The sequence below is a fragment of the Nitrosospira sp. Nsp1 genome (assembly GCF_900100985.1).
Lineage (GTDB): Bacteria > Pseudomonadota > Gammaproteobacteria > Burkholderiales > Nitrosomonadaceae > Nitrosospira.
In genome coordinates this window covers 39420-53245 of the sequence record NZ_FMUF01000006.1, presented here as the reverse complement: position 1 = coordinate 53245, position 13826 = coordinate 39420, and the positions used below count along the sequence as shown (strand labels likewise).

At 53.2% G+C, this 13826-nt stretch carries 11 protein-coding genes and 1 pseudogene; 9 read left to right on the top strand and 3 right to left on the bottom strand.

The annotated features are described in order from the left end of the window. Nucleotides 1-253: 253 nt before the first annotated feature. Nucleotides 254-647 (top strand): annotated as a pseudogene (locus BLP78_RS05455) (efflux RND transporter permease subunit); the annotation flags it as partial. Between the two features lie 393 nt (nt 648-1040). Here the strand turns inward: BLP78_RS05455 and BLP78_RS05445 are convergent. Beyond that, entirely contained in the window at nt 1041-2057 is a 1017-nt protein-coding gene (locus BLP78_RS05445; protein WP_090457297.1) for a PstS family phosphate ABC transporter substrate-binding protein, read from the bottom strand. 120 nt (nt 2058-2177) lie between these two features. On the opposite strand from BLP78_RS05445, the gene BLP78_RS05440 reads away from it, so the two are divergent. The 4 genes from BLP78_RS05440 (at nt 2178) to BLP78_RS15930 (ending at nt 5545) form a co-directional block, all read left to right on the top strand. Then, the gene (locus BLP78_RS05440; protein ID WP_090457295.1) at nt 2178-2396 is read left to right on the top strand and encodes a hypothetical protein; all 219 of its coding nucleotides are present in this window, start codon (nt 2178-2180) and stop codon (nt 2394-2396) included. Between the two features lie 109 nt (nt 2397-2505). After that, the gene (locus BLP78_RS05435; RefSeq protein ID WP_218118916.1) at nt 2506-4728 is read left to right on the top strand and encodes a copper-transporting P-type ATPase; all 2223 of its coding nucleotides are present in this window, start codon (nt 2506-2508) and stop codon (nt 4726-4728) included. Nucleotides 4729-4893: 165 nt separating this feature from the next. Beyond that, nucleotides 4894-5244, top strand: a complete 351-nt coding sequence (locus BLP78_RS05430) for a hypothetical protein (RefSeq protein ID WP_090457510.1) — start codon at nt 4894-4896, stop codon at nt 5242-5244. 79 nt (nt 5245-5323) lie between these two features. After that, the gene (locus tag BLP78_RS15930) at nt 5324-5545 is read left to right on the top strand and encodes a GDCCVxC domain-containing (seleno)protein (RefSeq protein WP_090457508.1); all 222 of its coding nucleotides are present in this window, start codon (nt 5324-5326) and stop codon (nt 5543-5545) included. A gap of 440 nt (nt 5546-5985) precedes the next feature. Here BLP78_RS15930 and BLP78_RS05420 read toward each other — a convergent pair whose 3' ends face one another. Further along, a complete protein-coding gene (locus BLP78_RS05420; RefSeq protein WP_348529550.1) occupies nt 5986-6567 on the bottom strand; it encodes a hypothetical protein in 582 nt (193 codons plus the stop codon). 336 nt (nt 6568-6903) lie between these two features. On the opposite strand from BLP78_RS05420, the gene BLP78_RS05415 reads away from it, so the two are divergent. The 4 genes from BLP78_RS05415 (at nt 6904) to BLP78_RS05400 (ending at nt 9624) form a co-directional block, all read left to right on the top strand. Further along, on the top strand, nt 6904-7284 hold the full coding sequence (locus BLP78_RS05415) for a winged helix-turn-helix transcriptional regulator (protein WP_090457290.1): 381 nt from the start codon (nt 6904-6906) through the stop codon (nt 7282-7284). Nucleotides 7285-7425: 141 nt separating this feature from the next. Then, entirely contained in the window at nt 7426-7989 is a 564-nt protein-coding gene (locus tag BLP78_RS05410; RefSeq protein ID WP_090457288.1) for a sugar O-acetyltransferase, read from the top strand. Between the two features lie 105 nt (nt 7990-8094). Continuing rightward, on the top strand, nt 8095-8547 hold the full coding sequence (locus tag BLP78_RS05405) for a DUF3293 domain-containing protein (protein ID WP_090457286.1): 453 nt from the start codon (nt 8095-8097) through the stop codon (nt 8545-8547). A gap of 135 nt (nt 8548-8682) precedes the next feature. Further along, nucleotides 8683-9624: a D-hexose-6-phosphate mutarotase gene (locus tag BLP78_RS05400; RefSeq protein WP_090457284.1), complete on the top strand. Its 942-nt coding sequence runs from the start codon at nt 8683-8685 to the stop codon at nt 9622-9624. Nucleotides 9625-9651: 27 nt separating this feature from the next. Here BLP78_RS05400 and hrpA read toward each other — a convergent pair whose 3' ends face one another. Then, nucleotides 9652-13542 carry an ATP-dependent RNA helicase HrpA gene (gene hrpA / locus BLP78_RS05395; RefSeq protein WP_090457282.1) on the bottom strand — a complete coding sequence of 1297 codons (3891 nt, stop codon included), beginning with the start codon at nt 13540-13542 and terminating at the stop codon, nt 9652-9654. Nucleotides 13543-13826: the final 284 nt, after the last annotated feature.

The following is a 13826-nucleotide window of genomic DNA, read 5'->3' as shown; positions in this document are numbered from 1 at the left end:
CTTCGGCGTCCACTCAACCGCCACCCGGATATTTCGACGTTCTTGTCACACCTGCTACTTCTCCCAATCCAAGTCTGAAATTCCTGTAACGCTTTTTTTAAGAGTAGGCGTAATTTATTAGATGTCAACCCAGATATCGGCACGCAAATTGCCTGAATTGGGGCATGCAAAATTGGAGAGGCGCTTGGTATTGTGAGACGCTAATTTCCAGCCAATAATTTAAGATGGTAGCCTGCGATAAAAAGGAGCAGGTCGACGGTTCACCAAAACCCTCATCGTCATGCTGTCAGTCCCCTTTTCATTGGTGGGAGGCGTCTGGCTGATATGGCAGCTTGGCTACAATCTCAGCGTTACGGTAGCAGTGGGCTTCATTGCACTCGCGGGCGGCAGCCGACGGTGACCGACCTCTATACAGCGGTGATGGAAAGTGTGGTAGAGCGTGTGCGGCCAAAGATCATGACTATGGCGATCATGGTGGGTCTGTTACCGATCATGTGAGACACCGGTACCGGTTCGGAAGTGATGCGGCGCATTGCCGCGCCTATGGTCGGGGCGTGGTGTCGTCCGCGCTGCTCACCTTGATCGTAATTCCCGCCATTTATGCGATTGTCAAGGAATGGAGCTTGCGCAAACAAATGGATTTATGACGCATAATTAATATAGTTTTCACAAGGCATAAATTAACCCACTTTACCGGGTGTTTCACTCAAAGAACTCTCTTTAACTTTAATATGTAATATTATGAAAAAAATGATATATCTACTATAGATAATAGAAGTGAAGAGAAGCGTAACCCATCAAAGATCAGCTCGGTAGGGCGGGTTGAGCGAAGCGGAACCCGCCAAAGCAACTGTGACATTCACCGCAGCTATCGCTTCGATTCAAACCGGTAAAGGGAGAATTAAGGATGCCCGTTCGGAAATGGATACAGGCATTGAGACAACCCCGAGGTATCGACTGGCATCGGGACCATCGGAGTTTCGGGCCGAAACCCGGAACTACCGAGATTTCGAAAGCGGCACTAACTACTGGATTCAGGATCAGTTTTCATAAAAACGGGCTTCTCGCTGGAGCAAATCGTCGATTGTGATGCCTACCGGCAAAAAACCGTCGAATACCGTCCCCAACCTCTTCGTCTTGAAGAATTCCGTATCGGCTCTATAAGCTCTGGGTGGTAGCGGGAAATATTGGGCGCCTCTCACCAGGGCGGAGGCATTTTTGATGTAGAACGTAACAAACTCCTTGACTTCAGGTTTCTCGGCTTTCTTCATGTTCACGTAGATAAAAATGGGCCGGGACAAAGGTCGATAGGTTCCGTCTTCCACCGTTTCGACCGATGGAACGATTCCTTCGCCTCTACCATCGTCTATGGCGACAGCCCTGACTTTCTCCTGATTTTCTATATAGTATCCAAAACCGAAGAACCCCAACGCGTTCTTGTCGCTCGCCACGCCCTGGACCAATACGTTGTCGTCCTCGGATGCCGTAAAGTCGCCGCGGATGGATCTTGCCTTGCCGACGATGGCTTGCGTAAAATAATCAAACGTGCCGGAATTCGCGCCGGCGCCGTAGAGCTTGAACGCCTCATCTGGCCATGCCGGATTTACCTGGCTCCATCTGGTGATTTTACCTTGAGCGGCGGGACTCCATATTTTCTTCAATTCGGCCACAGTCATGGTTTTGGCCCAGTCATTCTTCGGATTCACCGCTACTGTTATTGCATCAAATGCCACCGGCAATTCGACATATTCCACGTCGGCCTTATTGCAAACCTTCATTTCCTTTCCCTGAATGGGACGGGACGCATTGACGATGTCTATTTGACCGCGGCAGAATTTCATGAAGCCGCCACCCGTACCGGAGACGCCGACCGTTACTTTGATCGCATTTTTTTGGGTTGCCTGGAAATTTTTAGCCACCGCTTCGGTAATGGGATACATGGTGCTCGAACCGTCAATTTTTATAATCGCATCGGCGCCTGCAAAGCCAGCAGTGCTGATTAACGCACTTGATACAGCGGTCATGCCTAACAATTTAACGATACGTGAAATAAACATTTTTTTTCTCCCTTCGGTTAACTCGGATTAGTCGCCACACATCACCGCCTAAGGCCCCTTGTTACTCCGCCCAGTGTTCACACAGTTTCATGTAAAGGGATTACAGTTTCATGTAAAGGGATGAAACGTGTGAAATGGCTGGCGAAGCGTTCGTCAACTGATAAATATCAGCGTGACATGCTCATCATGGCAGTGTTCCAGCGAAACGTCGAGAAGTTCCTCCTGCCTCGCCGCAAGCTCATCAGCAATGATCAGCTCGGGTCTCGGGTGCTCGGTGCACGTAACCGGCAACACAATAATTCACCTAAAATCCATTCAAATATCAAAAAGTTGGCCTAATATGAATCAGGGCCGAGGAAAACGAGTTCAGTTCGGTGCGTCCTGGTGAGCACTGCCTTGCAAGCCTGTTCCACCTATGGGAGATACTCTCCAAGAATCAGCGATGAACATGGATCCGAAACATTCACACCCGCCACACGCAGACGATCAGCATTATCACGATCACCAGCCTGTGGATTCTGCGCCGCCAGGCGTTGAAGCGGCGGCAGCGGGAGCTCAATGGACATGCCCCATGCACCCGGAAATCGTACGGGATTCAGCGGGCGATTGCCCCATCTGCGGCATGACGTTGGTGCCCATTGCCGGTACAGGTGCGGGCGTGGGCGAAGCGGATGATTCCGGGTTGCACGATCTCGCACGGCGATTATGGGTCGGTGTCGCATTGTCATTCCCGCTGGTGCTGGTCGCGATGTCGCCGATGATCGGCATTCGTGAACCGTTCGGACTTGAGCCGCATTCACGTGGATGGATCGAATTCTTGCTGGGAACCCCCGTTGTGTTGTGGGTTGGATGGCCGATCTTGCACAAGTTCTGGTTGTCGCTTATCCAACGCGCGCTCAATATGTATACGCTGATCGGTCTGGGAGTGGGGTTGGCGTATCTTTTCAGTCTGGCTGCCGTGCTTGCGCCTGGCTGGTTCCCATCAGAGTTCCGCGAGCACGGCGGCGTGGTGAGTACCTATTTTGAGGCTGCGGCTGTTATTGTGACATTAGTGACACTCGGCGAATATCTCCAGACACGGGCGATGGGTCAGACCAGCCGGGCCATTCAGCAATTGCTGACGCTTGCGCCCAATCAAGCCTGGCGTCTGCGCGAAGACGGGATGGAAGAACAGGTGCCACTTGAGGCGGTGGCGGTGGGAAACCGGTTGCGCGTAAAGCCGGGAGAGAAAATTCCGGTCGACGGCACTGTGCTTGAAGGCGCCAGCCGGGTGGATGAATCGATGATAACCGGCGAGCCCGTGCCGGTGGCCAAGGCTGAGGGCGATAAAGTCACCGCCGCTACGATGAACAGCAACGGCTCGCTGGTCATCCGCGCTGAGCGCATAGGCGCAGACACGCTGCTTGGGCGTATTGTTCGCATGGTCAGCGAGGCCCAGCGCACCCGCGCACCGATACAACGTCTTGCCGACACCATCGCGGCGTATTTCGTCCAAACCGTTATCGCTATTGCCATCGTTACCGCGCTTGCCTGGTGGTTTCTCGGCCCGGAGCCAAGATTCACCTATGCGTTTATCAACGCCATTGCGGTCCTTATCATCGCCTGTCCGTGCGCCGTCGGTCTCGCTACGCCCATCTCCATGACGGTGGCGATGGGGCGGGGCGCCCGAGCGGGCATTCTGTTCCGCAATGCGGAAGCAATCGAACGCATGCGTGACATCGATACCGTCGTGGTGGACAAGACCGGTACGCTGACCTTGGGCCGACCTACGCTAACGGATTTTGATGTGGAAGGCATTGCGCATGACGAGGCGCTTGCGCTCATGGCAGGGGTGGAGCAGCTTTCCGAGCATCCAATAGGGCAAGCAATCGTCGAGGGCGCCAAGGCCCGCAATTTGAAAGCCGGAGCCGCGGAAGCTTTCGATGCAGTCAATGGCCTCGGCGTGCAGGCCGATATCGGCGGCAAGCGCGTGCTTGTCGGTAGCCGCAATTTCCTCGCGCAGCATGATATCGATACGCAGCGCTGGGAAGCGCGTGGGGAAGCTTGGCGGACTGAAGCCAAGACGGTAGTGTTCCTTGCGGTCGATGGCATCGCCGCCGCCATTGCCGCAGTTGCCGATCCGATCAAGGATGGCACGCCCGAAGCCATCGCGACGCTTCGCAGCATGGGCGTGCATATCATAATGCTGACGGGCGATTCAAAACGCACAGCCGAGGCGATTGCCCGGAAACTCGGTATTGATGAGGTGCTGGCTGAAGTGCTTCCCGAGCACAAGGCCGATCACATAAAGCGGCTGCAGGCCGAGGGGCATAAAGTGGCGATGGCGGGGGATGGCATCAATGATGCGCCTGCGCTGGTGCAAGCAGATGTGGGGATCGCAATGGGCACCGGTACCGATGTGGCCATGGAGAGCGCGGGCATCACGCTTGTCAAGGGCGACCTGCGCGGCATCGAGCGTGCCATGGCACTATCGCGCGCCACCATGCGAAACATTAGGCAGAACCTTACCTTTGCATTTGGCTATAACGCCCTTGGCATCCCCCTGGCAGCCGGTGTGTTTTACCCCGCTTTCGGTCTGTTGCTTTCACCGATGTTTGCCGGTGCGGCCATGGCGATGAGTTCGGTATCCGTGCTAACCAATGCCTTGCGGCTTGATCGCGTCAAATTATGAAAAAACGGATGCGGTCGCCGATTTTTTACGGATTTATTGGTATGCTCGATCAATCTGGCAAGCTGCTGCTTATATATCGCGAGAACCGGGCAGGGTCGGAGGCTGCCCGACCAGATGGCCGAGCAGATGAAGAAATAGCGTTTGATAACCAGTATGGAGACCATCATGAAATCACACGTATTTTTCGCCATTCTGGTTGCCCTCGCCCTGTCGGCCTGCGCGCATATCGATCCTCATCCGATGGATATGAGCAGCGCTGTCCGCAACGCCAAGACCAGAGCAGACCATAACGCGCTGGCCAAACACTACGAAGCTGCAGCGGAAGCCATGCGTGCGCGAGCACAAGAGCAGAAAAACGGCCTCGCGGAATACCGGGAGCATGGGTACTACTATGGAAGGCAAACTGAAGATCTGGAAGAGCATGCCAAGGCTTTGGTGCGCGTGTATGAAAAAGCCGCGGAGGCCAACATGAGCATGGCGAAAGTTCATCGCGAGATGGCAGAGGAGGCGCAATGATGCCCGCAATAGGCTTGCCTATCATCGGCTTGGCTCATGATTATGAATGAAGCAGAAACAACCCGCGGTTACCGTGTTTATGCCGGCTGATAATATACCAATTCTGGAGTCGATACTGACGTGCCCCTGCTGCGGGTACGTCAAACGCGAGATAATGCCGACGGATGCCTGCCAGTTCTATTATGAATGCAACGGCTGCCGGTCTCTGCTGCGCCCGATCCCTGGCGATTGCTGTGTCTTTTGTTCTTTTGGGACTGTCAAATGCCCACCGGTCCAGATGCAATCATGCCGCTGCGGATAACAAGCAGGGAACTCAATAAAAACCGGCAGGATCAGGCTGGATTGTTACAGGTATTTTGCTATTGGACGCAAGCCAGACGGCTGCGGATGCGAGCCGGAGTGAGTTACAAGGCTCATGATTAGTAACGCCCCATAACAGAATGGCTAGCGATGCCCGCCGAAGCAGATCATCGCTAGCCTATCGAAGCTGGCGACGGAGCTTGATGCCTCCCCCATGAAGGACTTCGCCAGCACATCGACACTTACCCGTGTCATCGTAGCTTAGCTTTATCGCCTTAGCGTATCCTGGCGCACTTTCCAGCAAAGCCATACGATAACGCAGAATCTATAATGGAAGCTTATCTCTTGTGTTTTTCAGCTTCCTTGTTTGTCAATTTCCTTGACTGAACCATATTTCATGTAACAGCTTCCTTTTCCATTGCTCTTTGCTGCCGAAATAGCCTAGGGGCGGCGGGACGCACGCCACTGCTTCATCCGTTTCGAGTGCATGACTTTATACCCGAGCAAGCTCAATAGAAGCACCACGATCAGCGGCCCTATCGCGGCACGAAAAGTTTTCGCATAATTAACCAGCTCTACGCGCAACGGATATTGATAGCGCACAGGCGGGACGGCCTCTCCAGTAATGAATACCGTATATTCACCCTTATCCAGACTGGTCTCTCCCTTGATCACACCGTCAGGGTGGTAGGTCGGATGCAAATAGGTCACTGTTTCATCTTCTGTCTCGTGGCTCCCTTTGACGATTCGTACACCTATCGGTATGTCACGGAGCGCGGGATCCACGAGGTCCACCACCAGAAAAGTGTCGCCCCCCTTCGGAATTTCGGTGCAGTACTGATCGCTGGGCTCGTACTGAGGCTGGTAGGCGCTTAGATGCACCATGCTGTTGTCGCCAAGCCGGCGCATGCAGGTGTCTTCTTCCATGGAGACTCTTCCATGCGCAGCCACCACACCGCTGTAGAGCGCTGCGGCGAGCGCAAGAGTCGATACGCCGACCCGTATCACTTCCTTGATCATCATTGAATTACTCCTCTCTGTTTATAACGCTCGCCCCTGCAATGAACCCTTCTATGAGTTACGATTTAGCAGAGGCCAAGCCATTGTCTGGTGGAAGAAATCTCACTCGCACCAGCCATAATGATTTTTCCGGAAAAGCCCGGATAAAGTAAAATACGCTTTGAGTCCTTTACAGCAGCATTAGCTGTCTTGCCGGCTTGGCAGGATAATTTTAAGACGCCCTACATCTGTAAAAATTCGCCCCGCCGCCAAGTTTATTTTATCCTGTATATGAGTTGCGCAAGGAAAGTATAATTGATTAATTGCATAGTGCAACTAAAATAATACGCTGAGGCTGTCATGGTTAAACAAGATCAGATCAAACGCTCTTCCTGTCCGGTCAGTTGTGCACTCGATATCTTGGGCGACAAGTGGACCCTGCTTGTCATTCGCGACATCATGTTTATGCGCAAGCAGTATTTTGGGGATTTTTTGACATCACCGGAGAAAATCGCTTCCAACATACTTTCCGACCGGCTAAGAAAACTGGAAGAGTCCAATATCGTTTCACGCCAGCGCGATCCCGACAATGCGCGTAGAGTGATTTATACACTCACCGAGAAAGGCCATGATCTGTCGCCAGCAATCCTGGAGTTGTTGCGCTGGGGCTCCAAGCACGATCCTGCGAGTGATGCGCAAGAATTTTTGAGCCAGCACTCAAATGCGACCTCTCACAATTAGTAGTTGACGCAAGATCAAGCTCGCTATGGATTGCGTGGAAGAGGGCAGTCTGTGGCAGGGTCTTTGAGCGCGCACGTTATAAAACTTCAGTAAAAAATCATATTCGTTTTACTTGCCGATTTCTTGTACCACGGGGTATTTATGGCCCATCAGTCGGAAAAGCACAAAATGCTCACCGGGCAGTTGTACCGGTCCAGCGATGAGTTGCTGTGCAGGGAAAGAAGGCACGCCAGAAAATTGCTGAAGACATTCAATGATACCTTGCCGGACGAGCTTGAGAAGCGATCGATCATTCTGGGGGAGCTACTCAGTACGTTAGGCCAGCGTGCGGTGATTGAGCCGCCTTTTTTTTGCGATTACGGCTATAACATCCACATCGGCGATAACTTTTATGCCAATTTTAACTGCGTGGTGCTCGATTGCGCAGAAGTCACCATAGGCGATAACGTGTTTCTGGGCCCCGGTGTTCAGATCTATACCGCAACGCATCCGCTGGTGGCGGAAGAGCGTAATACCGGGCTGGAAGCGGCTAAGCCCATTGAACTGGGAGATAGCGTCTGGATTGGCGGCGGTGCGATTATCAATCCTGGTTTGACGATTGGCCGAGGCACAACCATTGGATCGGGCAGCGTCGTAACCAGAAATATCCCGCCGAACGTTTTCGCTGCCGGGAACCCTTGCAGAGTAATACGGCATCTTGGTTAACCGGCATTTCTGCTGGATAAACACGTCTGAAGCGCTTTTTCTTATAAACCGGAGAACTAGGAACAAGGTTGGGAATTGCTGCAAGGATAATACCGGGATTTTTATTTGCCACGGTCTAAAATTACCGGCGACCTCGTCGCCGCTTACCGCTCAGCTCACTATCGGGTTGACCAGCAGGTTGACTGCCGGACAGACCCCGGTGCGATTATCTTGCGCGTAGATCAGTATTCCGAACCGCTATCGCGGCTTTTTTCCGCTTCGGGTCATCGATGTGCCGCGTTCATCACTGCTTGCAATCCATTTGGGCAAATTCAGAGTCCTGAGACAAATCGGGAGGCTTGTGTGCATCTTTTCGGCAAACTGTGCAGCCTGGTCGGGCCCGGCCGGACTATCGAGGGTGAAGGCTTCGATCCCTCCGGGAAGTGGCCGGCCGAGAAGAGCTTTCTTGCGCTTGGGCTGGATCTTGAGGCATCGTGTGCGCTTGGGAAAGAGTTTGGCCAGAACGCTATAGTATGGGCTGGCGCCGACGCCGTCCCCAGACTGATCCTGCTCCAATAATCTCCTCATATATTTTAATGATATTAGAATAAGTGATGATATCCAGAAAAAGCCTTCCAAACAAATCGTTGGAATGCTATTATCAGGTTGTTTCTATCTAGTCAAATCCAGATAAAACCCGAATGGAATAAAACAATGAATATAGAACAACTGAATGCCGAATACGGAATTGCCGACCAGGTTAAATTCATCGAAGGTGTGGGAGGATTCCCTTTCATCAAGATTGATAACGTCAAGGCAAGCGCTCTGATCTCTATTTATGGCGGCCAGGTCTTGTCCTTTCAGCCTGCCAATGAGCCGTATAACCTGATGTTTCTCAGCAATGCTGCATATTATCAGGCGGGTAAGAGCATCAAGGGTGGAGTGCCGATCTGTTGGCCCTGGTTTGGGCCGGACCCCGAGCAACTGGGGCGCCCAGCCCATGGTTTTGTGCGAAACCGGCTCTGGAATGTGATGGAAGCCGAAGTCACCGCGAATGGGGAATGCAAGATTACCCTGGGTCTGACAGATACACCCGAAACACTGGCGATATGGCCGCATTCATTCAAACTTTCGCTGGAAATTACTGTTGGGGAATCGCTGAACCTGGAATTGATTACGCACAACCCGACAGCCCATACATTTCACGTAACTCAGGCGTTGCATACTTATTTCAAAGTAGGGCATATCGATCAGGTAGCGATATCGGGTTTGGAGGGGATCAAGTATATCGATAAAGTTGACAATGGCCTCCAAAAGTTCCAGGCAGGTTCGATAATAATCGATACGGAAGTCGATCGTATCTACCAAGGCACACACGGTGAGGTGCTGATCGATGACGTAGGCTTCGGCCGCCGGATACGAATCACATCCACAGGGAGCAAAACCGCGGTAGTGTGGAACCCTTGGGCAAAAATTTCGGCGGAAATGGGCGACTTGAAAGATGACGATTACGAGCGCTTTGTGTGCGTAGAAACCGCCAATGCGGGCGTGGATATCCTGCAAGTCGATCCGGGCAGGGAAGTGCGATTGGCGGCAAACTATCGCATAGAACAGCATTTGACGGAGTTCGAGAGCGAATTTCCATCTGCCGCTTAGCTGAATACTGCCAAGTACCGCGCCGATTCAAGCGCTTATTTCTTCCCACAGTTTCTGCAGCCGTTTGGCGGAAACGGGGTAGGGCGTTTTCAACTCCTGAGCAAATAGCGAGATGCGCAGTTCCTCGATTTGCCAGCGGAATCCGGCCAGGGCCGGATCGCTGATTCCGGCCTTGAGATGTTTTTCCATACGCTGCTCATACTGGTTCCATAACCCGGCAATAACGGCGCCGTGGCGTGCGTCACGCTCCGGGTTGGCCGCGTATTTATCCAGCCGCAGAATCATGCCTTTCAAATAACGCGGCAGATGTGGCAGCTGCTCCCATGGGGTGGTATTTAAAAAACCGGGATAAACGAGGCTGTGCAGTTGAATGGAAAGCTTGTCCTTAAGTTTAGGAGTAGCTGATCCCGCTGTAGAAAGACTGCTCGACAATGCCTGGCATTCACCCGCGATACTTTGTACCGTCCGGATAACAGCTTCAGTCACGGCGGGTAGCCGTGCTCTCGCCCGTTGCCGCTGGGCAATAAACTCTTTTTCGCTGCGCGGCAGCGCATCGTCGCCGATGAAAGCGCGATCGGCGATAGCGTCCAGCATGTCTTCCCTGAGTAGTTGGGGGCTGATAAGGGTTTGCAATTGCAATACAGCCTGGCTCTGGTATCGATTTTGTCCTGACAAATCTTTTTCCAATCGCTTCATTTGCTCCTTGAGTTCGAAGCGCAGCAACTGCCGCATTCCTCCGCGCATATTTGTTTGTGCCGCATGGCGCGTATCGAACAAATGGATGGCTACTTTTTCCTCTCGCGTGACCAGCGCCGGGTAGCCGGTCAGTTTCTTCCCATTCCGGATAAAAGTGATTTCTTCGGGCAGGTCGCCAAAATCCCAGCGTTTCACATCGTCACGCTCGATTGGGCTGCGCTCGCCCGAATCGAGCCGGGCGAATGTCAGTTGCGCGGCCTGGCCAAGTTGCGCCTTGAGTTGCGCGAGATCACGGCTCATCGCCAGTTCACGCCCTGCATCGTCCACAACGTTATAATTCATCAGCAGATGCAGCGGGGGCTTTTCGTCGTGCCACCTATCCCGCGAAACGGTGATTCCTGTCTTGAGCGAGATAAAATCCGCCAATGCTTCAGTCAGAGGCGTAGGTAAAGGCACAAGGGCGGAAGCTGTAACCGTTGACTCATGGCGTTCCAGAAACTGCGTCACGAAATCCGGTATCGGTACCAGATGGCGGCGTATCTGTTTGGGAAGGGCTTTCAAATACCAGGTTATTTTTTCGCGGATCAGCCCCGGGACGAGGCTGTCGAACCGGGCCGCCTGAAGCTTGTTGAGCAGCGGTAACGGCACGGTAATGGTGACGCCATCCAATAGATGCCCTGGTTCGAAGCGATAAGCAAACGGTAGCCGTACTCCATCCACGACCGTGCTATCGGGAAAACGCGTTTCCGTAACGTTACCCGCCTCATGACGCATCAGGTATTCCCTGGTGAGATAGAGCAGGCGCGGGTTTTCCCGCTCGGCCTGCCTGCGCCATTTTTCGAATGTTGCGCCGTTGCATATCCCGTCAGGGATGAGGTCGTCGTAAAACGCAACGATTTCCGCTTCATCCACGAGCACATCCGGGCGGCGTGTCTTGTGCTCCAGCGCTGCGACATCGGCGATGAGTTTGCGGTTATGCTGATAAAACGGCGCCTGGGTCACGTATTCACCCGCCACCAGTGCCGAGCGTATAAAAATTTCGCGGGCTTCCTTCGGATTGATGGCGCCGTAATAAATCCGCCGCTTCGGCATAATCGTCAGGCCGTACAGCGTTATGCGCTCGAATGCCGACACCTGTGCCGGTGTCTTCTCCCAGTGGGGGTCGAAATAGTGCTTCTTGCACAACCCGCCTGCGATTTTTTCCACCCAAAGGGGGTCGATCCTGGCCACGCTGCGTGCGTAGAGTTTTTTGGTTTCGGTCAGTTCGGCAGCCATTATCCATTTAGGTTTGGCCTTTTTGAGTACCGAACCCGGAAAAATAGAAAACTTGATTCCACGCGCTCCCTGATACTCGCCATCCTCGTCGGCCTTGAAGCCGATATTGCCGAGCAACCCCGCCAGAAGTGCGCGATGGATTTCGTCATAATTCGCGGGAATCTCGTTTGGTCTCAGCCCGAATTCGGCCACCAGCGTATGTAGCTGACCATGGATTTCACGCCACTCCCGCATTCTGCGGTGGGATATAAAATTTTCCTGGCACTGCTCCATCAGTTTTCGATTGGATTTTTTATGTTTCAACAGTTCATCGAAGAAATCCCACAGCTTCAGGTAGCCGATGAAGTCGGACCGCTCATCTTGAAAGCGCTGATGCGCCCTGTCGGCGGCCTCTTGCCGCTCGAACGGCCGGTCGCGCGGATCTTGCATGCTCAAGCCGGACGCGATGATCAGCACTTCGCTCAAGCAGTTCTCTTCCTTGCCAGCCAGGATCATGCGTGCAATCTTGGGATCGATAGGAAACTTGGCCAATCGCCAACCTATGCTGGTCAGCGAATTGCTGTCGTCTACAGCGCCGAGTTCCGCCAGTAATTGGTAGCCATCCGCGATCATTCGGGGCAGGGGCGGATCGAGGAACGGAAAATTCTGCACTTCTCCAATTTTGAGAGACTTCATGCGCAAAATCACGGCCGCCAGCGATGAGCGCAGGATTTCCGGATCGGTAAATTCCGGACGTGCAAGGTAATCCTCTTCCGAATAAAGACGGATGCAGACGCCGCTCATCACGCGGCCACAACGCCCCGCTCGCTGGTTGGCGGAAGCGCGCGAAATTTTCTCGACCTGTAATTGCTCCACCTTGTTGCGATAACTATAGCGATTGAGCCGCGCAAATCCTGTATCGATCACATAGCGAATGCCGGGAACGGTGAGCGAAGTTTCCGCTACGTTGGTAGCCAGTACGATACGTCTCAAATTGCTGCCACCGGGTTTGAACACCCGCTCCTGCTCGGCATAGGATAATCGCGCGAACAAAGGCAGAATTTCCATACCGGATATGGCGGCGCCACGGGGGCCGGACCTGTTCATGCCATGCTTGCGCAGCGCCTCGGCGGTCTCGCGGATTTCCCGCTCGCCGGGGAGGAATATCAACACGTCGCCAGTACTGGAACCGGCGGAGCCGGTGATCTCATCCATTGCATCAAGAATGGATTGTTCAATATCGTCTTCTTCCTTATCCTCATTCTGGGCTTCATCCTTACTTCGGTTTTTCGCCTGATATTCAGGATCAATGGAATCGCGCGATTGGATGGGCCGGTAGCGCACTTCCACCGGATACACTCTGCCCGATACTTCAACCACCGGCGCATCATCGAAGTGGGCTGAAAAGCGTTGCGCGTTGATGGTGGCGGAAGTGACGATCAGTTTCAGATCGGGCCGCGCGGGTAGCAACTGCTTGAGATAGCCGAGCAGAAAATCAATATTGAGGCTGCGTTCATGTGCCTCATCAATGATGATCGTGTCGTAGGCCAGCAGGAAATGGTCACCTTGGGTTTCCGCCAGGAGAATTCCGTCGGTCATGAGTTTGATATAAGTTTCCGAACTCACCTTGTCGGAAAAACGCACCTTATAGCCTACCGCGTGCCCCAGCGGACTATTGAGTTCCGAAGCGATCCGGGCTGCCACTGTGCGTGCCGCGATGCGCCGAGGCTGCGTATGACCGATCATGCCGGCAACCCCACGCCCGAGTTCAAGGCAAATTTTGGGTAACTGCGTAGTCTTGCCCGAACCGGTCTCGCCGCACACAATTACCACCTGGTTTTCCTGGATTGCGCGCGCTATCTCGTGGCGCCGCGCAACCACAGGCAGATCTTCCGGATAGACCGGTTTAGGCAGGTTGGCGAGGCGCCGCTCAGCATCGATCACAGAAATGGCAGGAAGTTTTTTCATCAACCGGTTATTCAAGAAAAGACGCGTATTTTAGCGCAGCGGAAGGGCCGGGTACGAAAAGCGGGATGGGGCAGCGGAAAGCGATTTATTCTTGATTTCTCATTCTCGTCAGCTATGTTTAAAACGGGTGCCTCAATCGGCCACACCTATTCGAATAGTAAGTAAATATATGTCTGCGTTATGCCGGGCAACTGGTTTGTGATGAGGCGACGACCTGAGCCGCTATAGATAAGGTAGCATGACTGAGCATGTTTACGCTTCGATAAGCTGCCAAAGGCCGGTCC

Excerpts from the sequence above, each read along its gene's own strand:
- BLP78_RS05430 (WP_090457510.1), top strand. The coding sequence starts at position 4,894 with ATGAAATCACACGTATTTTTCGCCATTCTGGTTGCCCTCGCCCTGTCG.
- BLP78_RS05440 (WP_090457295.1), top strand. The coding sequence starts at position 2,178 with ATGAAACGTGTGAAATGGCTGGCGAAGCGTTCGTCAACTGATAAATAT.
- BLP78_RS05435 (WP_218118916.1), top strand. The coding sequence starts at position 2,506 with ATGGATCCGAAACATTCACACCCGCCACACGCAGACGATCAGCATTAT.
- BLP78_RS15930 (WP_090457508.1), top strand. The coding sequence starts at position 5,324 with ATGCCGGCTGATAATATACCAATTCTGGAGTCGATACTGACGTGCCCC.
- hrpA (WP_090457282.1), bottom strand. The coding sequence starts at position 13,542 with ATGAAAAAACTTCCTGCCATTTCTGTGATCGATGCTGAGCGGCGCCTC.
- BLP78_RS05410 (WP_090457288.1), top strand. The coding sequence starts at position 7,426 with ATGGCCCATCAGTCGGAAAAGCACAAAATGCTCACCGGGCAGTTGTAC.
- BLP78_RS05420 (WP_348529550.1), bottom strand. The coding sequence starts at position 6,567 with ATGATGATCAAGGAAGTGATACGGGTCGGCGTATCGACTCTTGCGCTC.
- BLP78_RS05400 (WP_090457284.1), top strand. The coding sequence starts at position 8,683 with ATGAATATAGAACAACTGAATGCCGAATACGGAATTGCCGACCAGGTT.
- BLP78_RS05445 (WP_090457297.1), bottom strand. The coding sequence starts at position 2,057 with ATGTTTATTTCACGTATCGTTAAATTGTTAGGCATGACCGCTGTATCA.
- BLP78_RS05415 (WP_090457290.1), top strand. The coding sequence starts at position 6,904 with ATGGTTAAACAAGATCAGATCAAACGCTCTTCCTGTCCGGTCAGTTGT.